22 protein-coding genes are annotated in these 25,441 nt (G+C 71.0%); 8 read left to right on the forward strand and 14 right to left on the reverse strand.

Features of this window, described 5'->3' with window-relative positions; translation table 11 throughout:
• Positions 1–13 precede the first annotated feature (13 nt).
• On the reverse strand, positions 14–562 hold the full coding sequence (locus ACWGDX_RS02620) for an acyl-CoA thioesterase (RefSeq protein ID WP_453621486.1): 549 nt from the start codon (positions 560–562) through the stop codon (positions 14–16).
• A gap of 129 nt (positions 563–691) precedes the next feature.
• Here ACWGDX_RS02620 and ACWGDX_RS02625 point away from each other — a divergent pair, with 129 nt between their 5' ends.
• Positions 692–1,951: an LCP family protein gene (locus ACWGDX_RS02625; protein ID WP_453621488.1), complete on the forward strand. Its 1,260-nt coding sequence runs from the start codon at positions 692–694 to the stop codon at positions 1,949–1,951.
• On the forward strand, positions 1,951–2,385 hold the full coding sequence (locus ACWGDX_RS02630) for a cytidine deaminase (RefSeq protein ID WP_453621490.1): 435 nt from the start codon (positions 1,951–1,953) through the stop codon (positions 2,383–2,385). The genes ACWGDX_RS02625 and ACWGDX_RS02630 overlap by 1 nt, the downstream gene beginning before the upstream one ends.
• Before the next feature lie 31 nt (positions 2,386–2,416).
• Here the strand turns inward: ACWGDX_RS02630 and ACWGDX_RS02635 are convergent, their stop codons facing one another.
• Entirely contained in the window at positions 2,417–3,589 is a 1,173-nt protein-coding gene (locus ACWGDX_RS02635; protein WP_453621492.1) for an acyl-CoA dehydrogenase family protein, read from the reverse strand.
• A 193-nt stretch (positions 3,590–3,782) separates the two neighbouring features.
• Between ACWGDX_RS02635 and ACWGDX_RS02640 the strand changes: the two genes are divergently transcribed.
• Positions 3,783–5,129, forward strand: coding sequence for a UDP-glucose dehydrogenase family protein (locus ACWGDX_RS02640; RefSeq protein WP_453621494.1), 1,347 nt, complete (start codon positions 3,783–3,785; stop codon positions 5,127–5,129).
• 415 nt (positions 5,130–5,544) lie between these two features.
• Here ACWGDX_RS02640 and ACWGDX_RS02645 read toward each other — a convergent pair whose 3' ends face one another.
• The 3 genes from ACWGDX_RS02645 to ACWGDX_RS02655 all read right to left on the reverse strand — a co-directional run bounded on the left by ACWGDX_RS02645 (position 5,545) and on the right by ACWGDX_RS02655 (position 8,470).
• Positions 5,545–6,720 (reverse strand): dipeptidase, encoded by a 1,176-nt coding sequence (locus ACWGDX_RS02645; protein WP_453621820.1) that lies wholly within the window; start codon positions 6,718–6,720, stop codon positions 5,545–5,547.
• A 65-nt stretch (positions 6,721–6,785) separates the two neighbouring features.
• Positions 6,786–7,322: a 5-(carboxyamino)imidazole ribonucleotide mutase gene (purE, locus tag ACWGDX_RS02650; protein ID WP_453621496.1), complete on the reverse strand. Its 537-nt coding sequence runs from the start codon at positions 7,320–7,322 to the stop codon at positions 6,786–6,788.
• Positions 7,319–8,470 carry a 5-(carboxyamino)imidazole ribonucleotide synthase gene (locus ACWGDX_RS02655; RefSeq protein WP_453621498.1) on the reverse strand — a complete coding sequence of 384 codons (1,152 nt, stop codon included), beginning with the start codon at positions 8,468–8,470 and terminating at the stop codon, positions 7,319–7,321. The genes purE and ACWGDX_RS02655 overlap by 4 nt, the downstream gene beginning before the upstream one ends.
• Before the next feature lie 233 nt (positions 8,471–8,703).
• Here ACWGDX_RS02655 and ACWGDX_RS02660 point away from each other — a divergent pair, with 233 nt between their 5' ends.
• Positions 8,704–9,288 (forward strand): GtrA family protein, encoded by a 585-nt coding sequence (locus tag ACWGDX_RS02660; RefSeq protein WP_453621822.1) that lies wholly within the window; start codon positions 8,704–8,706, stop codon positions 9,286–9,288.
• Here ACWGDX_RS02660 and ACWGDX_RS02665 read toward each other — a convergent pair.
• Entirely contained in the window at positions 9,267–10,541 is a 1,275-nt protein-coding gene (locus tag ACWGDX_RS02665; RefSeq protein WP_363079481.1) for an ATP-binding protein, read from the reverse strand. The two genes, ACWGDX_RS02660 and ACWGDX_RS02665, sit on opposite strands and share 22 nt — an antisense overlap.
• A 79-nt stretch (positions 10,542–10,620) precedes the next feature.
• Positions 10,621–11,298 (reverse strand): response regulator transcription factor, encoded by a 678-nt coding sequence (locus tag ACWGDX_RS02670; RefSeq protein WP_093592038.1) that lies wholly within the window; start codon positions 11,296–11,298, stop codon positions 10,621–10,623.
• Between the two features lie 286 nt (positions 11,299–11,584).
• Between ACWGDX_RS02670 and ACWGDX_RS02675 the strand changes: the two genes are divergently transcribed.
• Positions 11,585–13,108, forward strand: coding sequence for a peptide MFS transporter (locus tag ACWGDX_RS02675; RefSeq protein ID WP_453621501.1), 1,524 nt, complete (start codon positions 11,585–11,587; stop codon positions 13,106–13,108).
• 55 nt (positions 13,109–13,163) lie between these two features.
• Here ACWGDX_RS02675 and ACWGDX_RS02680 read toward each other — a convergent pair whose 3' ends face one another.
• Both ACWGDX_RS02680 and ACWGDX_RS02685 read right to left on the reverse strand, forming a co-directional pair.
• On the reverse strand, positions 13,164–13,652 hold the full coding sequence (locus ACWGDX_RS02680) for an ATP-binding protein (RefSeq protein ID WP_453621503.1): 489 nt from the start codon (positions 13,650–13,652) through the stop codon (positions 13,164–13,166).
• A 231-nt stretch (positions 13,653–13,883) separates the two neighbouring features.
• On the reverse strand, positions 13,884–14,249 hold the full coding sequence (locus ACWGDX_RS02685) for an STAS domain-containing protein (protein ID WP_453621505.1): 366 nt from the start codon (positions 14,247–14,249) through the stop codon (positions 13,884–13,886).
• A 256-nt stretch (positions 14,250–14,505) separates the two neighbouring features.
• On the opposite strand from ACWGDX_RS02685, the gene ACWGDX_RS02690 reads away from it, so the two are divergent.
• From ACWGDX_RS02690 to ACWGDX_RS02700, 3 genes are all read left to right on the forward strand, one after another.
• The gene (locus ACWGDX_RS02690; RefSeq protein WP_453621507.1) at positions 14,506–15,444 is read left to right on the forward strand and encodes an RNA polymerase sigma factor SigF; all 939 of its coding nucleotides are present in this window, start codon (positions 14,506–14,508) and stop codon (positions 15,442–15,444) included.
• A 231-nt stretch (positions 15,445–15,675) separates the two neighbouring features.
• Entirely contained in the window at positions 15,676–17,022 is a 1,347-nt protein-coding gene (locus ACWGDX_RS02695) for a DegT/DnrJ/EryC1/StrS family aminotransferase (RefSeq protein ID WP_453621824.1), read from the forward strand.
• Positions 17,015–19,261 carry a lipopolysaccharide biosynthesis protein gene (locus tag ACWGDX_RS02700; RefSeq protein ID WP_453621509.1) on the forward strand — a complete coding sequence of 749 codons (2,247 nt, stop codon included), beginning with the start codon at positions 17,015–17,017 and terminating at the stop codon, positions 19,259–19,261. The genes ACWGDX_RS02695 and ACWGDX_RS02700 overlap by 8 nt, the downstream gene beginning before the upstream one ends.
• 38 nt (positions 19,262–19,299) lie before the next feature.
• Here ACWGDX_RS02700 and ACWGDX_RS02705 read toward each other — a convergent pair whose 3' ends face one another.
• The 5 genes from ACWGDX_RS02705 to ACWGDX_RS02725 form a co-directional block, all read right to left on the reverse strand.
• Positions 19,300–20,322, reverse strand: coding sequence for a glycoside hydrolase family 26 protein (locus ACWGDX_RS02705; RefSeq protein WP_453621826.1), 1,023 nt, complete (start codon positions 20,320–20,322; stop codon positions 19,300–19,302).
• Between the two features lie 128 nt (positions 20,323–20,450).
• Entirely contained in the window at positions 20,451–20,942 is a 492-nt protein-coding gene (locus ACWGDX_RS02710) for a hypothetical protein (protein ID WP_453621511.1), read from the reverse strand.
• Positions 20,939–22,996, reverse strand: coding sequence for a hypothetical protein (locus tag ACWGDX_RS02715; RefSeq protein WP_453621513.1), 2,058 nt, complete (start codon positions 22,994–22,996; stop codon positions 20,939–20,941). Before ACWGDX_RS02715 ends, ACWGDX_RS02710 begins: the two co-directional genes overlap by 4 nt.
• A gap of 90 nt (positions 22,997–23,086) precedes the next feature.
• Entirely contained in the window at positions 23,087–23,914 is an 828-nt protein-coding gene (locus tag ACWGDX_RS02720) for a polysaccharide deacetylase family protein (protein ID WP_453621515.1), read from the reverse strand.
• On the reverse strand, positions 23,911–25,329 hold the full coding sequence (locus ACWGDX_RS02725) for a glycosyltransferase (RefSeq protein ID WP_453621828.1): 1,419 nt from the start codon (positions 25,327–25,329) through the stop codon (positions 23,911–23,913). The genes ACWGDX_RS02720 and ACWGDX_RS02725 overlap by 4 nt, the downstream gene beginning before the upstream one ends.
• Positions 25,330–25,441: the final 112 nt, after the last annotated feature.

Below are 25,441 nucleotides of genomic sequence, written 5' to 3' on the forward strand. Positions count from 1 at the left end.
TGGCCCACGGGTCTCAGTCGTCGAAGCCCTCCGCCGCGCGCTTCTCCCGCAGCTCCTTGATCGCCTGCCGCCGGGCCAGCCGGTGCGTACGCCGGATCTGGGCCTCCTGGTAGCGCCGCTCGTCCCGCTCCGTCTCCGGGATCACCGGCGGTACGGGACGGGGCCTGCCGTCCGTGTCGACGGCCGCGAAGACCAGATACGCGCTGCCGACCTGGGTCGCCGGGGTGGACTCGTTCCAGCGCTCGGCCAGCACGCGCACCCCGACCTCCATCGAGGACCGGCCCGTCCAGTTCACCTGGGCCTTCACATGCACCAGATCCCCGACCCGCACCGGCTCCAGAAAGACCATCTCGTCCATGGAGGCGGTGACGGCGGGCCCACCGGAGTGCCGCCCCGCGACGGCGCCCGCCGCGTCGTCGACCAGCTTCATGATCACGCCGCCGTGCACGGTACCCAGCAGATTGGTGTCGCTGCCGGTCATGATGTGGCTGAGCGTGGTCCGGGAGGCGGAGGTGGGCTTGCCCTGTATCCGGGACTCCGGACGGTCGGCCTGATCTGTCATGGCCCCACCTTATGCGCAGGTCCGGCGGGGTCCGGGCACGGTACGCAATGCATCAGCTTGGCAACAGGCCCGACCCGATTTTCCCTCTCCCCTGTCAGCGGCACGGCGGCGCCCTGCACACTGGTCCGCATGAATGATTGGCCCGATGGATGGACCGGCGACCGCGACAACCGCGGCGACCGCTACGGGCGCGGCAGCGCGGGCGCACAGCCCGAGGGCGCGCGCGTGATGCCGCATGTGCAGCCTCGTGGCGTCCCCCAGCAGTCGCAGGGGTACGACCGGGGCTATGAGCCGGGGTACGACAGCGGCTACAACACGGGCCAGGTCTACGGCTCGCCGCCCGGGGACGGCGGCGGCCGCAACGGCGGTCCGCCGCCCCCGCCGAGCGGCCCTCCGACGCCCCGGTACGCCCCCGACTGGCGCCGCCGTATCAAGATCGGCGCGCTGACGCTGGCCGTCGTGGTCCTCGGCGTCTCCATCGGTACCTACTTCTGGGCCGACTCCAAGCTCCAGCGCGAGGTCGATCTCTCCAAGGTCATCGAGCGCCCGGAGGCGGGCGACGGTACGAACTATCTGATCGTCGGCTCGGACAGCCGTGAGGGTATGTCCGCCGAGGAGAAGAAGAAGCTCCACACGGGCTCGGCCGACGGCAAGCGCACCGACTCGATGATGATCCTGCACGACGGGTCGAACGGGCCGACGCTGATCTCGCTGCCGCGTGACTCCAATGTGACGATCCCCTCGTTCCAGGGGTCGGAGTCCGGCAAGATGTTCCCGAACACGGGCCGGCAGACCAAGCTCAACGCGGCCTACGCGGAGGACGGCCCCGAGCTGCTCGTCCGTACCGTCGAGTTCAACACCGGGCTGCACATCGACCACTACGTCGAGATCGGCTTCGCGGGCTTCGCCAATATCGTGGACGCGATCGGCGGGGTGGAGATCGACATCCCGAAGGCGTTCAAGGACAAGAAGTCCGGCGCCGACTTCCAGGCGGGCAAGCAGACCCTGAACGGCGAGCAGTCCCTGGCCTTCGTACGGACGCGGTACGCCTTCGCCAACAGCGACCTGGACCGTACGAAGAACCAGCAGAAGTTCCTCGCGGCGCTCGCCTCGCAGACGGCCACGCCCGGCACGATCCTCAACCCGTTCAAGCTCTACCCGACCATGGGCGCGGGCCTGGACACCCTGATCGTGGACAAGGACATGTCGCTGTGGTCCCTGGGCCAGATGTTCTTCGCGATGAAGGGCGTCACGGGCGGCGACGGGAAGTCCATGAACATGCCGATCTCGGGCAGCACGGGCGGCAATCTCGTCTGGGACAAGGCCAAGGTCAAGGAGCTGGTGAACCAGCTCAACAACGACGAGAAAGTCACGGTCTCCGGCAACTGATGTCCGCACATGATTCCGGGGCAGGGCCCGATGTCGACCATGAGCTGATCGAGGCGGCGGCCGAGGTGGCGCGGACGCGCTCCCGGGGCGACAACCACACCATGGCCGCCGCCGCCCGCGCCCGCGACGGCCGCGTCATCACCGCGATGAACGCGTACCACTTCACCGGCGGCCCCTGCGCCGAGCTGGTCGTGCTCGGCGCGGCGGCCGCCCAGGGCGCCTACGACCTCGTCACGATCGTGGCCGTGGGCGACCGCGACCGGGGAGTGGTGCCCCCGTGCGGCCGGTGCCGTCAGGTCCTGCTCGACTACTTCCCGGAGATGAGGGTCATCGTGGCCCTGGCCGACGGCCCGCGCGCGGTCCCGGTCGCCGACCTGCTCCCCGAGAGCTATGTCTGGGCGGCCCACCAGCTCGACGACCCCGACGCCGGATGACGCGGCCGGGGAGCACCACGGCGCCCGCCTCCTACGGCAGGTTGCGGGCCATGACGATGCGCTGGATCTGGTTGGTGCCCTCGTAGATCTGGGTGATCTTGGCGTCGCGCATCATGCGCTCCAGCGGGTAGTCGCGGGTGTAGCCGTAGCCGCCGAGGAGCTGGACGGCGTCCGTGGTGATCTCCATGGCCGCGTCGGAGGCGAAGCACTTGGCCGCCGCGCCGAAGAAGGTCAGGTCCTCCTTGGCGCTGCCTCCGCTCACCCGCTCCGACCTGGCGGCGGCGGAGTAGGTGAGCTGGCGTGCGGCCTCCAGCTTCATCGCCATGTCGGCGAGCATGAACTGGACGCCCTGGAAGTCGCCGATCGGCTTGCCGAACTGCTTGCGCTCCTGGACATACCCCTTGGCGTGGTCGAGCGCGCCCTGTGCGATGCCGAGCGCCTGGGCCGCGATCGTGATCCGGGTGTGGTCGAGCGTCTTCATGGCGGTGGCGAAGCCGGTGCCCTCGGCGCCGATCAGCCGGTCGGCGGGGATACGGACGTTGTCGAGGTAGACCTCGCGGGTCGGGGAGCCCTTGATACCGAGCTTCTTCTCCGGGGCGCCGAAGGAGACACCCTCGTCCCCCTTCTCCACCACGAACGCGCTGATGCCCTTGGTGCGCTTCTCCGGGTCGGTGACGGCCATCACCGTGTAGTACTCGGAGACACCGGCGTTGGTGATCCAGCGCTTCACACCGTCGAGGACGTAGTGGTCGCCGTCCCGTACGGCCTTGGTCCTCATCCCGCCGGCGTCGGAGCCCGCGTCCGGCTCGGAGAGGCAGTACGAGAACATCGCGTCGCCCTTGGCCAGCGGGCCCAGATACCTCGTCTTCAGGTCATCGCCGCCGGCGAGTATCACGGGCAGCGAGCCGAGCTTGTTCACGGCCGGGATCAGGGACGACGAGGCGCAGACCCGCGCCACCTCCTCGATCACGATCACGGTGGCGAGCGCGTCGGCGCCGGCCCCGCCGTACTCCTCCGGCACATGGACGGCGTGCAGATCCGAGGCGACCAGCGCGTCCAGCGCCTCCTGCGGGAAACGGGCCTCCTCGTCGACCGCGGCGGCGAAGGGCGCGATCTTCGCCTCGGCGAGCGCGCGCACGGACTCGCGGAGCATGTCGTGCTCTTCGGACGGGCGGTACAGGTCGAAATCAGCCGATCCGGCCACGGTCTTTCACTCCCCAAGATGCTAACTACCGTTAAGTAACCCAATTTTAGGGGCCGGACCCCCACAGGCATAGGTGACGTTGCTGACAAGCCCGGGAGCGCGGGAACGGCGCGGGGACAGCGCCCCCGCGGAGCTCCCGTGACACGCGGCTATGCTCAGGCCCGCACCCCGCCCGCGTCCCCTGGAGCACCCCATGGCCCTCAAGATCACAGTGATCGGCACCGGTTATCTCGGCGCCACGCACGCCGCGGCCATGGCGGAGCTGGGCTTCGAGGTGCTCGGTCTCGATGTGGTCCCCGAGAAGATCGAGATGCTCTCGGCGGGCCGGGTGCCGATGTACGAGCCCGGCCTGGAAGAGCTGCTGCGCAAGCATGTCGCGGGCATCGGGGGATCGACCGGCCGGCTGCGCTTCACCATGGACTGGGCGGAGGTCGCGGAGTTCGGCGATGTGCACTTCATCTGCGTGAACACCCCGCAGAAGCACGGCGAGTACGCGTGCGACATGTCGTACGTCGACTCCGCGGTCGACAGCCTCGCCAGGCATCTCGCCAGGCCGGCGCTGGTCGTCGGCAAGTCCACGGTGCCCGTGGGCAGCGCGGAGCGGCTGGCGGCCCGGATCACCGAACTGGCGCCCGCGGGCCACGAGGTGGAGCTGGCGTGGAACCCGGAGTTCCTGCGCGAGGGCTTCGCCGTACAGGACACCCTGCACCCGGACCGCATCGTGGCCGGTGTCCGCGGCGAGCACGCGGAGCGGATACTGCGCGAGGTGTACGCGACGCCGGTCGGGCAGGGTTCGCCGTTCGTGGTGACGGACTTCCCGACCGCCGAGCTGGTGAAGACCTCCGCGAACTCCTTCCTGGCCACGAAGATCTCGTTCATCAACGCGATGGCGGAGGTCTGCGAGGCGGCCGGCGGCGATGTCGTGAAGCTGGCGGAGGCCCTTGGCTACGACGAGCGGATCGGCAAGAAGTTCCTGCGCGCGGGGATCGGCTTCGGCGGAGGGTGTCTGCCGAAGGACATCCGCGCGTTCATGGCGCGCGCGGGCGAACTGGGCGCGGACCAGGCCCTGACCTTCCTGCGCGAGGTCGACTCGATCAATATGCGGCGCCGGCGCGACATGGTGGAGCTGGCCCGGGAGGCCGTGGGCGGCGACTCGTCCTTCCTCGGGAAGCGGGTCGCCGTGCTCGGCGCGACCTTCAAGCCGGACTCCGACGACGTGCGGGACTCCCCCGCGCTCAATGTCGCCGGGCAGATCCATCTCCAGGGCGGCCAGGTGACCGTGTACGACCCCAAGGGCATGGAGAACGCGAAGCGGGTCTTCCCGACGCTGGCGTACGCGGACTCCGCGGTGGAGGCGGTACGCGGCGCGGACGCGGTGCTGCATCTGACGGAGTGGAGCGAGTTCCGCGAGCTGGACCCGGAGGTCCTGGGCGGGGCGGTGACGCGCCGCCTGATCCTGGACGGCCGCAACGCCCTGGACCCGGCCCGCTGGCGCGCGGCGGGCTGGACCTACCGGGCGATGGGCCGCCCCCGGGCGTGATTTTCGCCGCGCGGGACCGGCACGTCTCGGCCCCCGCGTCCTCAATCGCCGGACGGGCTTGATGTGGCCCGGACCGGACGGGAAGCCGGGGTTCGGGCGGGAGGGGGTCGGGGTCGCAGGAGGTGCGTGTCCGGACACTAAAGCGTGATTTGTGCCGCACATCGGGCCGCACCCGACAAACCGACCCGCACGCGGCGTAAATCATGCCGTCCGGACATGTACCTCCGGAGTGCCCCGGCACCCGCACCACCCACCCACCGCACCCCGCGCCGCAGGCGCGCACCGCCGACGCGCCGCCAGGCGCGCACCGCACGGAAGCGACCGACCACCCGCACACGCCCACCGGCCCGCGCCAACAACGCACCGAGAACCACGCCCCCGCCGGAAGGCACCCCCCGCACCCCGGTGGGGCGGGTCAGGTCGGCCGTTCGCCGTCCAGTTCCTCCAGCGTCGCCCGGGACGGGCCCCGTACGGCCTGTGCGCCGCGCGCCGTGTCCTCCGCCGCGCGCAGTGCGCGCACCGAGTTCTGCCAGGTCAGCTTGGCGAGATCCGCCGTCGACCACTTGCGGGAGAGGAGTTCCGCGATCAGATTCGGATAGCCGGAGACATCGTCCAGACCCCGCGGGGTGAAGGCCGTACCGTCGAAGTCGCCGCCGATCCCGATGTGGTCGATACCGGCGGTCCCGCGCATATGGTCGAGATGGTCCGCGACCGTCGCCGCCGTGGGGACCGGACGCGGATGCTCCGCCTCGAAGGCCTCATGGATCTTCATGGCCGGGGGCGTGGTGTCGAGCGGATGCAGACCGTGCGCCTCCATGTTCTCGTCCGCCGCCCGGGTCCAGTCCACCGCCGCGGGAAGGATGAACTTCGGTACGAACGTGGCCATCGCGACCCCGCCGTTCGCGGGCAGCAGTTCCAGCACCTCGTCCGGGACATTGCGCGGATGGTCGCAGATCGCCCGCGCCGACGAGTGCGAGAAGATCACCGGCGCCTCGGTCACGGCCAGCGCGTCCCGCATGGTCGTGACGGCCACATGCGAGAGGTCGACCAGCATGCCGGTCCGGTTCATCTCGCGGACCACCTCACGGCCGAAGGCGGAGAGCCCGCCCACACCCGGGGCGTCGGTCGCCGAATCCGCCCACGCGTTGTTGTCGTTGTGGGTGAGCGTCATATAGCGGACACCCAGGGTATGGAGGGCGCGCAGGGTCGCGAGGGAGTTGTTGATGGAGTGGCCGCCCTCGGCACCCATGAGCGAGGCGATTTTGCCGTCGCGGCGCGCGCTCTCCATGTCGTCCGCCGTCAGCGCGCGGACCAGATCGCGCGGATGGCGGGCGATCAACCGGCCGACCACATCGATCTGTTCGAGCGTCGCGCTGACCGCGTCGTCACCGGCCATGCCTGACCGTACGAACACGGACCAGAACTGTCCGCCGACACCGCCGCGCCGCAGCCGGGGGATGTCCGTGTGCAGCCGGGCCGACTGGTCCCCGGCGATGTCGAGCCGGTCCAGGTCGTAGCGGACCTGCTCGCGCAGCGCCCACGGCAGATCGTTGTGCCCGTCCACCACCGGGAATTCGGAGAGCAGTCCGATCGCCTGGGCGAGGAACTCGGCGGCGGCGGGGGCGGCGTCCGGGGAGCCCGGCGCGCTCACGGCGCTCACCGTCCGAACCCGAAGTGCTCCGCGCCCTCGGCCTTGGCCCGCAGCCGCTTGCCCTTCTCCGTCGCCTGTTCGTTCAGCTCCTGCTGGAACTCCCGCATCCGGGCGGCCAGTTCGGGGTCGTGGGCCGCGAGGATACGGGCGGCCAGCAGCCCCGCGTTACGGGCACCGCCCACCGAGACCGCGGCGACCGGGACCCCGGCCGGCATCTGGACGATGGAGAGCAGCGAGTCCATACCGTCCAGATACTTGAGCGGTACGGGCACACCGATCACCGGCAGCGTGGTCACCGAGGCGAGCATGCCCGGCAGATGGGCCGCGCCGCCCGCGCCCGCGATGATCGCCTTCAGCCCGCGCCCGGCCGCCTGCTCGCCGTACGCGATCATCTCGCGGGGCATCCGGTGGGCGGAGACGACATCGACTTCGTACGGGATCTCGAACTCGTGGAGGGCCTTCGCGGCGGCCTCCATGACGGGCCAGTCGGAGTCCGAGCCCATGACGACGCCGACCAGTGGTCCGGCGAGAGAGGAGGTCATTCGGTGATCGTTCCTCGGAGGTAACCGGCGGCATGGCGGGCGCGCTCCAGCACGTCGTCCACGTCGTCGCCGTAGGTGTTGACATGCCCCACCTTGCGGCCGGGCTTCACGTCCTTGCCATACATATGGATCTTCAACTGCGGGTCCCGGGCCATACAGTGCAGATAGGCGGCATACATATCGGGATAGTCGCCACCGAGGACATTGCACATGACCGTCCAGGGCGCGCGCGGGCGCGGATCGCCGAGCGGCAGATCCAGCACGGCCCGCACATGGTTGGCGAACTGCGAGGTGATCGCGCCGTCCTGGGTCCAGTGCCCGGAGTTGTGCGGGCGCATCGCCAGTTCGTTGACGAGGATGCCGGGCGTCCCGTCGTCGTCACGGGTCTCGAACAGCTCCACCGCGAGATGGCCGACGACGCCCAGCTCGGCGGCGATCCGCAGGGCGAGCCGCTGGGCCTCGCCAGCCAGTTCGTCGGGCAGACCGGGCGCCGGGGCGATGACCGTGTCACAGACCCCGTCGACCTGCCGCGACTCGACCACGGGGTACGCGACGGCCTGGCCGTGCGGCGAGCGCACGATGTTCGCGGCCAGCTCCCGTACGAAATCGACCTTCTCCTCGGCGAGCACCGGGACCCCGGCCCGGAACGGCTGCTCGGCGTCCTCCTCGGACCGCACGACCCAGACGCCCTTGCCGTCGTAGCCGCCGCGCACCGTCTTCAGGACCACGGGGAAGCCGCCCACCTCGGCCGCGAAGGCCGCGACATCCGCCTGGTCGGCCACGATGCGGTGGCGCGGGCAGGGGGCGCCCAGCTCGGTGAGACGGGCGCGCATCACACCCTTGTCCTGGGCGTGCACCAGCGCGTCGGGGCCGGGCCTGACGGGGATGCCGTCCGCCTCCAGGGCACGGAGATGTTCGATCGGGACATGCTCGTGATCGAAGGTGATCACATCGCAACCGCGTGCGAAGTCACGCAGCGTGTCCAGATCGCGATAGTCGCCGATCACGACTTCGCTCACCACCTGGGCCGCCGAGTCCTGGGGCGTGTCACTGAGGAGCTTGAATCTGAGGCCGAGGGGGATACCCGCCTCGTGGGTCATACGGGCGAGCTGACCGCCGCCGACCATGCCGACTACCGGGAACGTCACGCTCCCAGGGTATCCGCCGTCCACCGGAGCCCGTCCGCCCGCGCCGACCGCCGCCCGGTGCGTCCCCTGCCGGCCGCCCCTGCCCACCACCACCCACCACCACCCATCACACACCGTCGCGACCAGTCACGTAACGTCGCGTTTTCCTTCACGTGCGGTCGCTCAGGCGGCCGTGAGAGGCGCTGGTTAGCATGGTCGGAACTGACGCCGACCGGACGGGGCTGAACAGGCATATGAGCGAACGGGGCGCACTCCGCGTGCGACTGGACCGGCTCGTACGCGAGGTGGCCAAGTTCGGCGCGGTGGGCGGCGCGGGTCTGCTGGTCAATCTCCTGGTCTTCAATCTCGTACGGCACACCACCCCCCTGCCCGTGGTCCGGGCCAGCGTCCTGGCCACCGTCGTGGCGATCGCCTTCAACTATGTGGGCTTCCGGTACTTCACCTATCGCGACCGCGACAAGAATCGCCGTACCAAGGAGCTTTCGCTCTTCCTGCTGTTCAGCACGGTCGGTCTGGTGATCGAGAACGGTGTGCTCTACACCGCGACCTACGGATTCAACTGGGACACCCCGCTCCAGAGCAACGTGTTCAAGTTCCTGGGCATCGGCGTCGCCACGCTCTTCCGCTTCTGGTCGTACCGCACCTGGGTGTTCAGGACTCTGCCGGGCACCGAGCGGACCGGTCCCGCGGCCGGGTCGCCCGCGACGGACACCGCGAACGCGGCGAGCACGGTGAAGGCAGCGGGTACGGCGAACGCGGCGGACACGGCCCGTGCGCGGGCGCGGGCGCGGGCGCGTCAGCGGACCGGACGGTCCTGATCCTTCTGCGTCTTGCGCGCACCGGCCTCACGGCTCAGGAAGAGCGCGAAGACCGGCGGCTGCTGCTGGAGCAACTCCAGCCGCCCGCCGTCCGCCTCCGCCAGATCGCGCGCCACGGCCAGCCCGATCCCGGTGGAGTTGCGGCCGCTGATGGTCCGCTCGAAGATCCGCGCGCCGAGATCCGCCGGTACGCCGGGGCCCTCGTCGGTCACCTCGATCACGGCCTGGTTGCCGGTGACCCGGGTACGCAGCGCGACCGTACCGCCACCGTGCATCAGTGAGTTCTCGATCAGCGCGGCGAGCACCTGGGCGACCGCACCCGGGGTGCCGACGGCCCGCATACCCTGCCGTCCCGAGCAGACGATGGCGCGTCCGGCGCTGCGATAGGCCGGGCGCCACTCCTCGATCTGCTGCTTGACGACCTCGTCGAGATCGAAGGCGACGGCCGAGCCGGTACGCGGATCGCGGGCGTTGGTGAGCAGCCGCTCCACCACGTCCGTCAGCCGCTCCACCTGGGTCAGCGCGATCATCGCCTCCTCCTTCACGGTGTCCAGGTCGTCGGTGGCGGAGATCTCCTCCAGCCGCATGGAGAGCGCGGTCAGGGGCGTACGGAGCTGGTGCGAGGCGTCCGCGGCGAGCCGCCGCTCCGCGGTGAGCATCCGCGCGATGCGTTCGGCGCTGGAGTCGAGGACATCGGCGACCCGGTCCAGCTCGGGCACCCCGTACCGCTTGTGCCGGGGGCGCGGATCGCCCGACCCCAGACGCTCCGCCGTCTCCGCGAGATCGGTGAGCGGCGAGGCCAGCTTGTTCGCCTGCCGTACGGCCAGCAGAACGGCGGCGATCACGGCGAGCAGGGCCACCGCGCCGATGATCAGCAGGGTTCTGCCGACCTCCCGGTTGATCGAGGAGCGCGGCTCCTCGACCGTGACGGCCTCGCCCTCCTCGCCGTCGGCGGTGCCGCGGATGACACTGCCGGTGGGGCGGGTGCCGATCTCGACGGGCGCCCGGCCGGGGATCTCGATCCTGGCGTACCGCGTCCGGTCGATCTGCTCGGAGAGGACCTTGGCCGTGATGTTGTCGCCGCCGAGCAGCCGGCTGTCGACGATGCTCGCCAGACGCACCGCCTCGGTCTCCACGCTCTCCTGGGCACTGTTGCTGATCGTGCGGGTCTCGACGATGACGAGCGAGACCCCGAACACGGCGATGACGACGAGCACCACGGCGAGCGTGGAATTGATCAGACGACGGCGCATGGTGCTGCCCTCCGGGCGGGGTGACGCGTTCGACGGCCCGAGACGTCAATTCTGCCGCAGCGCTTCTCGGATCTGTTTCTCAGCTCTTCTCGAAGCGGAAGCCGACGCCCCGCACCGTGGCGATATAACGCGGGTTCGCCGCGTCGTCGCCGAGTTTCTTGCGCAGCCAGGAGATGTGCATGTCGAGGGTCTTGGTCGAGGACCACCAGGTGGTGTCCCAGACCTCGCGCATGAGCTGGTCACGGGTGACGACCCGGCCCGCGTCCCGGACCAGGACCCGCAGCAGGTCGAACTCCTTGGCGGTGAGCTGGAGTTCCTCGTCGCCCATCCAGGCGCGGTGCGATTCGACATCGATCCGTACGCCATGGGTGGCGGGGGCCGGGGCGGGGTCGGCGGCGCCGCGCCGCAGCAGCGCCCGTACCCGGGCGAGCAGTTCGGCGAGCCGGAACGGCTTGGTCACATAGTCGTCGGCGCCGGCGTCCAGTCCGACCACGGTGTCCACCTCGTCGGCACGGGCGGTCAGCACCAGGATGGGTACGGCGTGGCCCTCGGCGCGCAGCCGCCGGGCGACTTCGAGGCCGTCCATGCCGGGCAGGCCCAGGTCGAGCACGACCAGATCCACACCGCCCTGGAGTCCGGCGTCCAGCGCGGTCGGACCGTCTTCGCGGACCTCGACCTCGTAACCCTCCCGGCGCAGGGCGCGCGCCAGCGGCTCCGAGATGGAAGCGTCGTCCTCGGCGAGCAGTACACGGGTCATGTGGTGATGGTAGACCGCACCGGGCGGCCCTCGGGCCGCGCTCGGCGAGGCCTGCGGGTCCAAGGTTCGATCCCTTGATCTACCTTCGAATACAAGTATGTCATTCCATTACTACCTATGATTCATCCGCCAAGTCCCTTCATATACCACTCTGTCCTGCCGTATGGTGGCTGGACCCATGTAGCACGACTCGGGACCTTCGGCCCGCCGGGCGCCGGAGGTCTCCTTCCCGCGCCGCCATCGGCGCCGTTGCCGTTGCCGTTGCCGTTGCCGGAAGGAACGACCCATGGCGTCCAGCGCGACAAAGGACTCCCCCCGTCTCCCCGCGGGTCCCGAGAAGACCTTCTTCGGCCACCCCCGCGGACTGGCCACCCTCTTCATGACCGAGATGTGGGAGCGCTTCAGCTTCTACGGCATGAGGGCCCTGCTGACCATCTATCTGCTCTCCGGCGGCCCCGACGCGTCGAAGGGGCTCCAGTCCGGCGGGCTCGGGATGGACCTGGCCACGACGACGGCCGTCTACTCCATCTATCTGTCCATGGTGTATCTGCTGGCGCTGCCGGGCGGCTGGCTGGGCGACCGCGTCTGGGGTCCGCGCAGAACGGTCACGATCGCGGCCTGCACGATCATGACCGGCCATCTCGTACTGGCCCTGCCGGGGCCGAAGAGCTTCTTCGCCGGACTGGCGCTGGTGGCACTGGGCTCGGGCCTGCTGAAGGCGAACATCTCCACGATGGTCGGCCATCTCTACGAGGGCGCCGACGACCCGCGCCGGGACGGCGGCTTCACCGTCTTCTACATGGGCATCAACATGGGTGCCTTCTTCGCCCCGCTGGTCATCGGCACCGTGGGGGAGAAGTACGACTGGCATCTCGGCTTCGCCCTCGCCGCCGTCGGTATGGGCATCGGCCTGCTCGTCTTCCTGCTCGGTACGCGGCATCTCAGCCCGCGCAGCGGCGTCGTCCCCACCCCGCTCTCCCGCGAGGAACGCGCGACCTGGCTGCGCAGGGGCACGGTCTGGCTGCTGGTCGCCGCGGTGTTCTACGGCGTCGCCGGCCTCAGCGGCCACTTCACCCTGAACTGGGCGATGGTCCCGCTGACGCTCGCCGGGGTCGCCATCCCGGCCGGGGTGCTGATCCGGATCAAACGGGACAAGGAGCTGACCCCGGCCGAACAGACCAGGATGTCCGGATACATCTGGTTCTTCGTCGCCGCCGCCGTCTTCTGGATGATCTACGACCAGGGCGGCTCCACGGTCCAGGCGTTCGGTACGACGAAGGCGGACGGCCGGCTCTTCGGGCTGACGTTCCCGACCTCCTGGTACCAGTCGCTCAACCCGGTGTTCATCATGGCGCTGGCACCGGTCGCCGCCTGGTGCTGGCTCTGGCTGAACCGCAGGGGCCAGGAGCCCAGCACGGTGGCCAAGTTCGCCGCCGGGCTGTTCTTCGTCGGTGTCTCGTTCTTCTTCTTCCTGGTCCCGCTGGTGATGTCCGGCGACGGCACGCCGGTCAGCCCGATGTGGCTGGTGGGCATCTATCTGATCCAGACGGTCGGGGAACTGTGCGTCTCGCCGGTGGGCCTGTCGGTGACGACGAAGATGGCGCCGGTGAAGTACGCGAGCCAGATGATGGGGGTCTGGTTCCTGGCGGTCACCGCGGGCGACTCGGTCACCGGGATGCTCTCCATCGCCGGAGTCGATCTGAGCCGCGCGGGGGTGGTGGGCCTGGAGGCGGTGCTCGCCGTCGCGGCGGGGTGCGCGGTCTTCCTGTACCGCAGGAAGGTGAGGGCCCTGATGGGCGACATCCACTGAGCCCGGCTCGCGGCACGTCTACGCGTGAGCCCGGCTCGCGGCACGTATACGCGCGTTACGTCGGCGGCGCGGCCAGCTCCGCCCAGACCGTCTTGCCGACGGCGCCCGGCGTCCTGATCACACCCCAGTCGAGACAGAGCCGCTGGACGATGAACATGCCATGCCCACCGGGCCGTCCCGCGCGGTGCGGAGTGCGGGGCGCCGGCTGTCCCGCACCGCGGTCCGTGACCTCCAGCCGCAGCACCTTGCCGCTGTAGGCGACCCGGAGCATCTCGGGCCCCTCCGCGTGCAGACAGGCGTTGGTGACCAGCTCGGAGACGACGAGCAGCACGTCCTCCGCCGCCGCCCGCCGGTCCGCGGCCGACGCGGGAAGCCATCCCCAGTCGTGGAGCGCCTGGCGGGTGAAGTCGCGCGACAGCGGAACGACACCGCTGGCGCCGGAGAGCGCGAGCGTTCGCACCCGTACGTCGGACGGCACGGAACCCTGTTCCGCGTCCGGCTCGGGGCCGAAGTCGCCCGGCCGAGGCTGCCGGGTGGTGCTCATCAGCGCTTCACCTCACCGATTCACCGATTCACGAGTTCATACATACAGTGCGAGTTCCTGTGCGGGCCTGCCGGGGGTCTTCTGCCCCTCCGAATCGTGACAACACCCACTTCTCGCCACGGAAACCGTGGCATGGACGACAGGACACGGGTGACAGGAGGAGCGCGTGAGCCGGAGGAGGCGCCCCGGGCAGGGTCCGACCGGCCCGGTCGGCCGGAACGGCCGGATCGGTCAGGTCAGGGCGTCCTCGATCGAGTCATGGACGGAGAACACCGCGTCCGCGCCGGTGATCTCGAAGACACGCGCCACGGCCGGCAGCATGCTGACCAGATGGACCCCTCCCCCGGCCGCCTCCGCCTTGAGACGGGCGCCGAGCAGCACATTGAGTCCGGTGGAGTCACAGAACTCAAGCTGGGAACAATCGATCACCAGGCGTGCCTGGCCCCGTTCGAGGGCGTCGTCGAGAGGCGTCTGCAACAGTTCGGCCGTGTGGTGATCGAGCTCACCGGCCACTGTCACTATCTCGCTCCGGCCCTCGGTCCGAACCCCGATCCGGAGTCGGCCCCGGTTCGCGCTACCGACCGTCTGGCGGTCCATGTCCGTCCTCTTCGCCTTGTCAGATGCCGTCTGTCAGATGCCATCGCCGGTCGAACATTACGCCTTTCACACGTTACCCGGTACTCCAAGTCCCCAGCATTGCGGGCAAACAGCGCAATTTACACTTGCAACGACCCCTGGCGAACCGGTATGGCTGGAAGGGACACACCCGACACGGCCGGCTTGGAGGCGCCGCACACCGCTTCGCACACGCACTGGCGTCGGCAGCCATATGCCGAGAACGATGGAGGAGACCATGTCACTCCCGCCCCCCACCCATCAGGCCACGGCTCCCGAAGTCCCGGAGAGCCTGGCGGACCCGACAGACTCAGCGGACCCGGCGGGCCCGGCGGGCCCGGACGGCCTGTACGGTCTGGACGGCCTGGACGGCCTGGAGGATCTGCCCGAGATCCCGCCCTTCGCCGAAGTCGGGGCCATGGACGCACGGGCCCTGTCGAAGACGCTCTTCGCCCGGCTGGAGTCCCTCGAAGAGGGCATGCACGAGCACGCGTACGTCCGCAACACCCTGGTCGAACTGAATCTCGCCCTGGTGAAGTTCGCCGCCTCCCGGTTCCGCACCCGCAGCGAACCGATGGAGGACATCATCCAGGTCGGCACGATCGGCCTGATCAAGGCCATCGACCGGTTCGAGCTGAGCCGCGGTGTCGAGTTCCCGACCTTCGCGATGCCGACCGTCGTCGGCGAGATCAAGCGCTTCTTCCGCGACACGTCGTGGTCGGTACGTGTCCCGCGCAGACTCCAGGAACTCCGCCTCGACCTCGCGAGAGCGGGCGACGAACTGGCGCAGCGGCTCGACCGCGCCCCCACCGTCGGTGAACTCGCCCAGCGCCTCGGCATCTCCGGGGAAGAGGTCATCGAGGGCATGACGGCGAGCAACGCCTACACCGCGAGTTCACTGGACGCGCAGCCCGAGGAGAACGACAGCGAGGGTTCGCTCGCGGACCGGATCGGCTACGAGGACCACGGGCTCGAAGGCATCGAGTACATCGAGTCGCTCAAGCCGCTGATCGCGAGCCTTCCGCAACGGGACCGTAAAATCCTCTCCCTGCGCTTCGTCGCCAATATGACGCAGTCGGAGATCGGCGAGGAACTCGGCATCTCCCAGATGCATGTGTCCCGGCTGCTCTCCCGCACCCTCACCAGGCTCAGAAAGGGTCTGACGCTGGAGGAGTAGCGCCCGCCGGCCGCCACGGCCGCCGCGTCACCGTCCCCGGAAGGGCCCGCCCGCGCACAGGGCGGGCCCTTAGGCGTTATTGACGGCTCGTCCGGTATGGGACACATTGAGCCGGGGGCAGGGGGGAACGGAATGGCTCGTGGGGAGGGCCGCCCGGCGGAGCACTCGGTGCGCCCGGTGCGCCCGGTGGACGACGACGCCGGTACGGCGTATGCGGCGCTGGAGACACTGATGCGTCAACGCCTGGGCAGGGAATGTGTGTATATGCCGTCATGCCGTCTCGGGTTGTATGTGGCGCTGCGCCACTGGTGCCCGCCCGGTGGACGGGTCCTCATGTCGCCGGTCAACGACGACGTGATCTTCTTCGTGGTGCTCGCGGCCGGACTGCGTCCCGTACAGGCGCCGTTGAACGCGCGGGACGGGTCTCTCGACCTGTCGGCCGTGCCCGACGCGTACTGGCGCGGACTGTCCGCCGTACTGACCACCAATCTGTACGGGAACCCCGACCCGGCGCCCGAACTGCGCGCCCGGTGCGACGCGTCGGGCATTCCGCTGATCGAGGACGCCGCGCACGCGCTGGGCGGCGAGGTGGCGGGACGACCGGTCGGGAGCTTCGGTGACGCGTCCGTGTTCAGTCTCTCCAAGCATGTCGGGGCCAAGACCGGCGGGTTCCTCACGGTGGCGGATCCGGCGTCGCGTCCGGACCTGACCGCGGCCCGGGACGCGCTGCTGGAGCCGTCGCGTCTCCTCTCCGAACTCACCTACGCGCTGCGCCCGTACGCCGAGGCCGGGGTCCGCGGACTGCGGCTGGTACGGGCGGCGCGGGCCGCGCTGAGGCTGCTCGGACAGGAGGAGCGGGCGGAGATCCGGATGCCGCTGCGGCCCGGCGAACTGAGGCGGGCGATCGACGGCGGGGCCGGTCTCACGGCCCTTCACCCCTGGATCCGGGTGGATCTGCACGACTACCGCCTCCGGCCCGGCCGGATACGGCTCGGACGTACGGAACGGCTGCTCAGCGGCCTCGACGCACGGCTCGACGCCCATCGGCGGGGTACGGAGAAGCTGCTGGCCACCCCGTGGGGGAGCCCGCGGGGCGGCCCGGTCGGCGGGGTCGGTCCGGGCGGTCCCGGCGGACAGGGCGGCGGAGTTGGGGGCGGCGGACCGGGCGGCGGAGTTGGCGGCGGCGGGCTCTTACCCGTACAGCCGCTGTTCCGGGTGCCGTTGCTGGTCGAGGACCGGGACGCGGCCGTCGCCGCCCTCGCCCGGCACCGTGTCACCACCGGGTATCTCTACGATCCGCCGCTGGACGTCTACGCGGGCGACGCCTTCACCGATCCCTCGCCCTCCCCGGGACCGGCCGCCTGGTTCGCGCGGCACGCCCTGCCGGTCGACCCGCGCCGGGCGGACCGGGTGATCTCCGTTCTCACCGCGCTGGGCGCCCGCCCGGCGGAGCGCCCGGACCCATGGCCGGACGTACGGCCGGACGTACGGCCCGGGGAACGGGTGGAGGAACGGGTGGCGGAACGGCGTCTGGAACGAGGAGGGCTCGGCGGCGAGGGGTTCGGCGGCGGTGGCTGACACCACCCGGTTGGGGAAGCCGGCCGCCGATCCGGCGGACCCCGCACACGGCTCCCCGGGGTCTCCCCGGCCACGGACCGACTCCGCCGACGGCGGCGACTCGATGTTCCGCAACGCCTATGCCCTGATGCTCTCCACCGGTGTCTCCGCCGCCCTGGGCCTCGGATTCTGGCTGGTCGCCGCCCGCCACTACACGGAGGAGGCGGTAGGACAGGGCTCGGCCGCCATCGCCGCCATGCGGCTGCTGGCCTCGATCACCGCCACCACCATGATCGGCGCGGTGGTGCGCTATGTCCCCCGGGCCGGCCGGGCCACCGGGCCCCTGGTGTGGCGCGTCTACACCATCAGCTCACTGGTCGTGTGCGTCGCCTGCGTGATGTTTCTGCTGACCCTCGATCTGTGGGGTCCGTCCTACGCGCCGCTCGACGGTGTCACGGCGGGCCTCGTCTTCACCGCGTCCTGTGTCGCCTGGGCGCTGCTGACCCTCCAGGACGGTGTGCTGACCGGGCTGCGCAAGGCCTTCTGGGTGCCCGTCGGCAACGCCGTCTTCTCCATCGGCAAACTGCTGCTGCTCATCGTGTTCGCCGGCGCGCTGCCCGTTCTCGGGGTCTTCGTCTCCTGGGCGGCGGCCATCGCCCTCTCCGTGCTGCCGCTCGGCTGGCTGGTCTTCCGCAGGCTCATCCCCCGGCAGGCGGCGGCCGACCGGGACCGGGAGCCGCCGCGGCCCGCCGACATCGGGCGGTTCCTGGCGGGTGACTCGGTCGGGGCGCTGTTCAGCCTGGCGATGATCAATCTGCTGCCGGTGATGGTCGCGGTCCGCTTCGACGCCGCCCACAACGCCTTCTTCTACACGGCCTACACCGTGGGCGGCACGATGGAGTTCATGGCCATCAACATGGCCTCCTCGCTCACCGCGCACGCCTCGCACAGTCCGGACCGGCTCGCCGAGGGCGTACGCGGGGCGCTGCGCCGGATGACGTTCCTGCTGGTGCCCGTGGTGCTGGTGCTGGTGCTGTTCGCGCCGCAGGTCCTCGCGCCCTTCGGGGACGACTACGCGCGCCACGGCACGACCGTGCTGCGGCTGCTGGCCGCCGCCGCGCTGCCGCGGGTCGTCGTGGAGCTGTACATCGGGGTGCTGCGGGTCCAGGGCCGTACGGGCATGCTCGCCGCCCTCCAGGGCGTCATGTGCGTACTCGTACTCGGCAGCGCGCTGTTCCTGCTGGGCCCCGCGGGGATCTCGGGCGCGGGGCTGGCGATGCTGCTGTCCATGACGCTGGTCGCGCTGGTGGCGGCGCCGGGGCTGCGGGCGGCGCTGCGGGACGGTCACCGTACGGGGCACGGGCGGGGGCGGGGCTGGGATCGGGGCTGGCGTCGGAGGCGGGGACCAGGTCGGGGACAGGCGCCGGGACAGGGGACGGCGGGGCGGGCAGCGGGCAGGGACGATTACGGCACCGAGTGGGCCCGCAGGGCCGCCGGGCGCCGCCGGGACACGGCCGAGGAGGCGTCACGGGAGCAGGCGGAGTACGGCACCACCTGGGCGGAGCGCGCGGCGTATCCGCACGGTGTGCACGACACCGCGACCCCGGCCTTCGGCCTCCCCGTGTCCGTGCCCGTGCCCGTGTCCGCGTCTGCGCCCGTGCCGGCGGACGAGAGCCGGACGGTCAGTCTGCTGTGGCTGCTGCTGGGGATCGCGTGCGGACTGTTCTGGTCTCCGCTCGCACGGGCCGAGGACATCGGCCGTGATCAGCTCACCGGCGGCCGGCTTCTCGATGTGCTGCCGCCGTTCACCCTGATCGCGGGCATCCTGCTGATCGTCGTCCAGTGCGCCGCCGTCTCGCTCGACCGGCCGGGGCGGGTGCTGCTCACACTGGCACCGCTGATCACCTTCGCCGCGCTGCACTCGGCGCCCCCGCTGCTGGGCGTGCCGCCCGACCGGGCGTCAGGTCCCTGGCACGCGCTCGTCGCGGACCTTCCCGACGCGGCGCTGCGGGCCCTGCCCATCGCCCTGCAACTGCTCTGTCTGGGGCTGGCCGCCGTCACCCTGTGGGCGCTCGGCACGGACGGACGGATCACGGCGGGCGCGGTGTGGGTGCTCGCCGTGGCGGGCTGGGCGGCGCAGCACCCGTTCGCGACGGTGGCGCTGCCCGTGACGGCGGGACTGTGCGCGGTGACGGCGTCGGCCCTGGCCGTACGCCCCCGCACCCGCACCCGCACCCGTACGCCGTCACCATCACCATGACCGTCACCGTCACGTGATCGTCACCGGCGCCATGATCGTCACCGTGAGGGGACGGGCTGCTGGAAGTACGGGTCACTGCCCGCTTCCCGGTAACCCTCCAGCGCCGGGCCCTTGTCGACGGTGAGATCGCAGTGCCGGCCCGGTACGGGACGGTTCCAGTGCACCAGCGCCCGTACGCCCGGGAGGTCCGGCACGACTTCCGGGATCTTCTCGTACCAGCCGCGCTGCCGGCCGGGACGGGCGGGATCGGGCGCCGTGCTGAACTCGGCGAGCATGATCGGCTTCCGGTCGGACACCTGCGCGCGCAGCCACTCGTAGGACGGCCGCTGGCTGCGCTCGAAGTCCAGCCAGTTCGTGGAGTCGTGACAGGCGAAGTAGTTGTACTGGTCCATACCGATCCAGTCCACGTACTCGTCGCCCGGATAGAGCGACTTCATCAGCTCGGCGTTGCCCAGATAGCCGGAGACCGTCCACACCCACACCACGTTGTCCACACCGAGCTTCTCGAACCGGTCGTGGATATGGCGGTAGGCGGCGATGAACTCCTCGGGCGTGCCCGCGTCCGGGGTGCGGAAGTCGGTCTCCTGGTCGAAGGAGAAGAAGACGCGCTTGCCGTACGCCTTGAGACGGCGGGCCTGCGGATCGATGATCTCCTCGTCGAACTTCCCGGCGGCGACATTGCGCCAGCCGAGCTGGGTCTCGGTCCAGTTCTCGTGGTGCGGCTCGGTCCATACGGTGGACTCCCAGGCCAGCATCAGCATCCGGTCCCGGCCCAGCTCCCGTTCGTCGGGGGTGAGCAGCACTCCGTCCCTGGGGGTGTTGGACATGTCGTGGTAGTTGTAGACGAGATCCAGCTTGCGTCCGATCTTCTTCTCGAAGCCGTACACCGCGTCCTTGAGCGAACCGTTCTCCGCGTACGGCACATACGCGCCCCACCAGGCCCCGCAGGGCGGCTCCAGCGCGGGGCCCGCCGCGCACCGTGCGTCCCGCGCCGGGTCCCCCGGTCCGGTGGCGCCGATCCCGAGAGCGACGAGCAGCGCCCCGGCGGCGGCCAGGATCAGCGCGACATGGGTGGACCGGCGCCCGCCCTCGCCCCGGCGCCAGCTCTGCGCCCGGCGCCCGCCCTCGGCCCGGTGCGCGCTCTCCGCACGGCGCCCGCCCTCGCCCCGGTGCCGTGCCGGTGTACCGGTCACCGGCCCCTCCAAGGGCCCGGTTTGAGTCGCTCGGTGGTCCGTAGAGCCGCGGCCTCCCGGGTCGCGGCGGGCAGCGGTACGGCGGGCAGGGGCGCCACCACCGTGCAGAAGGCGGCGAGCGGGGCCAGGAAGAACGTGACCGAGTAGCTCTCCAGCAGAAAGAGCGCGGTCGCGGTGAGCGTGGCGAGGGACAGACTCAGGGGCGCGGCGAGTGCCACCGTCTCCAGCAGGGCGCCGCCGGGCCGGGTGTACTCGGCCGGGGGCCGGGGCAGGAGCAGCGCGCATCCGGGGCCGAAGGCGACGAAGAGCAGGACGGGGAGCCAGCGCAGGGGGGAGCCGCCGGGCAGTGCGGTGACGGCGAGCGCCACCCAACCGGAGAGGGCGAGGGCGGCTCTCAGCCATGGCCGCGCCAGGAGCGGTCCCGGTGCCCGCGAGTCGGCCGGCTTCTCGATGTCCGTCACGGCGGCTGCCTCCTCCTCATGCGTCATCGGTCCGCCGTGACCGTGCTGGTGGCGGTGGGATCCGGTATGTGCTCCAGCACAAGCCCGTGCTCGTTCTCCTCCACGACCCGGAACAGCGGGGAGGCCTTCAGCGCCTCGCTCATCCGGGCGAAGCCGCCGTACGGCAGATATCCCTCGCCGGTCGTGGCCCTCTCCTGGGTCCGGGTGAGGATCACAAAGGCGGGACGCCCCTCCGGGATGCCCGCGTCGAGATAGCCGACCGGATCCCGGAGCATCTTCAGGTTCTCCGGCACTTCCTGCTCGGTGAAGAACCAGCGCTCGTACCGGTCGTAGCGGTAGTAGGCACCGGGGAAGGACCCGGTGGTGGCCAGGATCAGCGCACCCTCCGGGGCCCGGTCGTACGCCCGTCTGACCAGCGCGGTCTCCGCGGGAGGCGCGTACTGCATCGCCTCCTTGCCGTAGTACGACGGCAGGAAGCCCGCCAGCAGGGCGATCAGCGCCACGGGCAGCGCCACCGCGCCGGTCCCGCGGGCCAACCGCCGCGCCCTGCCGGTCCCCGCGACGGTGGGCACCAGGGCCGCCGCGGCGAAGAACGCCGTGCCGGGCAGCCCGAACAGATAGACGCGGAAGAGCATCTCGCCGCCGTAGTCGTTGACGGCGAAGAGCGGTACGGGCGCGGCGGCGGCCAGCAGCAGGGGCAGGGCGCTCCGGGTCAGCGCGCGCCGCAGCAGCACCGCCGTACCGGCCAGAACGCCGAGCACGGCCACCATCATGATGTTGGCATCGCCGACCAGTTCGGGCCCGGGGCCGGTCGGTTCACCGGCGAACCCCGCACGGGAGTTGCTCAGCAGGTCGCCCGCCGTGTCGCGCAGCGTGCCGAGCGTGTCCAGGAACAGCACCCGGCCCATCGTCAGATCCCAGACGAGCATGATGACGCCGGTGACCGCGAGCAGCCCGATATTGCGGTAGCGCCGGGTGAGGCAGAGGGCCGTCAGGGTCATGCCGAGCATGACCGGGGTGAGCTGGTGCGAGGCGTTGACCGCCGCGACGAGTGGGGCGAGGAGCGCCACACCGACCGCCCGTTGCCGAAGACCGGTGGGCGGTGGGACGGAGGCAGCGGCCGGGTCGAGATCCGACCGGTCGCGCAGCCGGCCGGCGGACCCCGGGCGTACGAAGTGCCGTACCACCACGGCGAAAATGGTCAGGAAGAGCAGATAGGCGAAGCCCTGGGGGGAGAGATAGTCCTGTCCGACCCAGTTGGCGAGCTGGAAGATCCAGACCGCCGTCCACACCAGGCGCCGGTCGTCGCTGAACGTGCGGTAGACCAGTATCAGGACCGGCATCGTCAGCAGCCCGAACGCGACCGGTGCCCAGTTGGTGTACACCGCCGCGCCCTCCACCCCGAAGGCGCGGACGAGCGCGGCGTTGAGCGAGAAGAAGCCGGGCCACTGGTCGTACGCGGACATCCCGCCGGAGAGTTCGACGGTGGGGTGTACGGTCCCCTCGGCCAGCAGCCGGGCGATCACGGCGTCGTGCTTGGACGCCCAGGCGTAGCGGACCGAGTCGTAGAGCAGGGCGGGCGGCGCCTTGAGTGCCAGGAGCAGGGTGACGCAGTAGGCCAACGGCCACCAGGGAGCGGTGGCCGCGCGGCGCAGACTGGCCAGGAAGCCGGCCGAGAGCACCACCAGCGCGGCGTAGAAGGCGATCGGGAACCGGTCGAGGAGCCCGAAGTCCCCCATGCCGTGGAAGTCGATCCGGGGTAACGACCAGCTCCACAGTGCCACCGAGACCACCAACGGCAGCCAGGTCAGGAGCGGTTGGGGACGGAACAGGGCTCTCGCGGGACCGGAGCCGCGACGGCCCACGGCGAGGGGCTCCACCGCCGGAACGTTCGCCGCCGTGACGGCCGATACGGGGGCGTCCGGCACAGGGGCGTCCGGGACGGAGGTCTCCGGCACTGGAGCGTCCGGCACGGGAGCGTCCGATACGGAGGCCTCCGGCACGGGAGCGTCCGGTACAGGGGCGGGCTCGGGCGGGGGCTCGCCGCTCCCCTCGACCGGCGCGGGCACAGGCTGCTGCACAGTGCGACTCCCCCCACAGATGTGGTCGCGGCCGTCACGCCGCTGTCCCTGAAGCGAAGTATAGGAATTCTCCACGCGTTTGTTTCGGTTCTATCCGGCGAACTCGGGCCCACGTATCCGGGCCCGCGCGCGGCGGTACAGCCGCCACCCCAGCGTGCGCGGGGAGTCCGGGAAGGGTGCGGTCCTGGCCCGCTCGCCGTCCGCCGCCCCGCCCGCCATCCAGGACGCCACGTCCGCCGCGGTGTGCGTACGGCGCACGATGAGCCGGGAGACGCGGTATGTCTCGTCCCGCTCCGAGCTGTGCGCGTGGCGCACGGCGACGGCCGAGGCGTATCCGGCGCGCTCGGCGGCCCGGCGCACCGCGCGGCTGTTGTAGCCGTGCGGATAGGCGAGATGCGCGACCTCATGGCCGAGTGTGTCCTCCAACGCGCCCTTCGCGTCGCGCAGTTCACGGTGGAGATCGGCGGGGCGGAGGGTGTCGAGCGGGGGATGGGTGACGGTGTGGGCGCCCACCTCCATCCCGTACCGCTCCAGCGCGGGCGCCTGGGCCAGCGTCATCATCGGCGCGGGCGGCAGCAGGCTGGTCAGGCCCGGGGTGATCGCCCCGGTGGTCAGATACGCGGTGGCGGGCAGGGACCGGACGGCGAGCGCCTCGGCCGTGGGGCCCGGCAGATCGGCGAATCCGTCGTCGAAGGTGAGCACGACGGGCCGGAACGGCAGGGGCCCGCCGCCCGTCGTCGCCGCTTGGCCGGTCAGGGCGCCGATCGTGACGGGGGTACGGCCGCTGGCCAGGACGGCGTCCAGGTGGGTGGCGAAGTCCCGTGGGGTGACGGTGAATTCGGCGATCCAGGCGGGCGGGTCGTCCATCACCGCGTGATACAGGAGGACCGGGATGGGTGCGGGCGGGCCGTCGCTCATGACCGCCCCCCGCGTGTCCCACGGCGTACCCGAGCCGCGCCGCGTGGCTGTGTACGGCCGCCCGCCTGACGGCGTACCCGTACCCGCGCCCTCAGATAGCCGAGCGGTCCGTACAGCATTCCCCGGCGCTCCAGCCGGGAGAGGTCGCGCGGCCAGGGATGGGCCCGCGCGCCATGGGTCCCGGGCGCCGGATCCCCCGCCGGGTCCGGGCGGTGCGCCGTGATGGCGCGGGCGTGGGCGAGACCGCGCGGCAGCCTGGCGAGCAGCGCGGGCAGCAGCGCCGGGTGTCTGACCAGGATCGCGGTGAGATAGGCGGTCAGGCCCGCGCCGTAGCCGTACGCCTGGTTCCGCAGGTCCTGCCAGGTCTCGCGGTGGTGGTGCCAGACGAGCGCCTCGGGCGCGTAGCGCAGCCGGTGCCCCTCGGCCAGGATCCGTACGAAGGCGTAGAGGTCGTCGCCGCCCCTGGCGGGGGTGCCGGTGCCGGTGGCGGGATCGAAGCCGCCCACGGCCCGCAGTGCCTCGGCGCGGAAGGCCATATTGGCGCCGGAGCCGAAGCTGCCCGCGGTGAACGGGAAGAGCGGCTCGTCTGCGGGCGGGCTCGCCGGGTCGTACAGCCGGGGCTCGAAGCCCTTGGCGAAGCCGCCGTGGCTCTCCAGCAGGATCTGCGCGGAGGTGGTCAGCCGCGCGGGAAGGATCAGTCCGGTGACACACCCCAGGCCGGGATCGGCCGCGAAGGGCGCGGTGAGCGCGGTGAGCCAGTGCGGATCGGCGATCACGTCGTCGTCGGTGAAGGCGATGACCGTGCCGTCGGCGGCGGCGACACCGCTGTTGTGCGCGACGGCCAGACCGGGGCGCGGCTCCTGGACGTAGTCGACGCGGCCGGCGTAGCGGGACTCGACGAGATCGCGGGTGGCGGTCGTGACGGGCGCGTTGTCCACGACGAGGACACGGAAGTCCGGGTGGTCCTGCGCGAGGAGCGAGTCGAGGGCACGGGCGAGCTGTCCGGCGCGCTCGCGGGTGGCCACGACGACGGTGGTACGGGGAGGCGCGGCGCCCGCGGTCACGGACGGCGCGGGCGGTACGGGCGCTTCGGGTATGGGCGCTTCGACTACGGGCTCCGCAGGCGGCGGGGCCGCGCGTGTCGGCTTCGCGGGCGTCGGCTCTACGGGCGTCGGCTTCGCGGGCGCGGGCGGACCGTACGGACCCTTCCGTGCGTGGAAGACGGCCGTGAGGACCTCCGCCGGATCCTCGTCCGCCCCGACATGGCCGAGCACGGTGGCGATGGGCCGGCCCCGGAGCCGGACGAGCGCGAAGATGTCCCCGGCGCCCGGAGGCGGGCCGCCGAGCGCCGGGCCGAAGGACAGCACCGGGCCGTCCGGGCCGTCGGGATCGAGGTCCAGTTCGGCCACGGCGATGGGCGGTAACTCCCGTAACCCCGGCGGCGGTCCGTCGGCCGCATACGACGTCGCCGTCGCCGTCGACGCGGACACGGATGCGGGCGTCGACGCGGATGTCGAAGCGGACGTC

It is taken from the genome of Streptomyces sp. NPDC055025 (assembly GCF_053608565.1).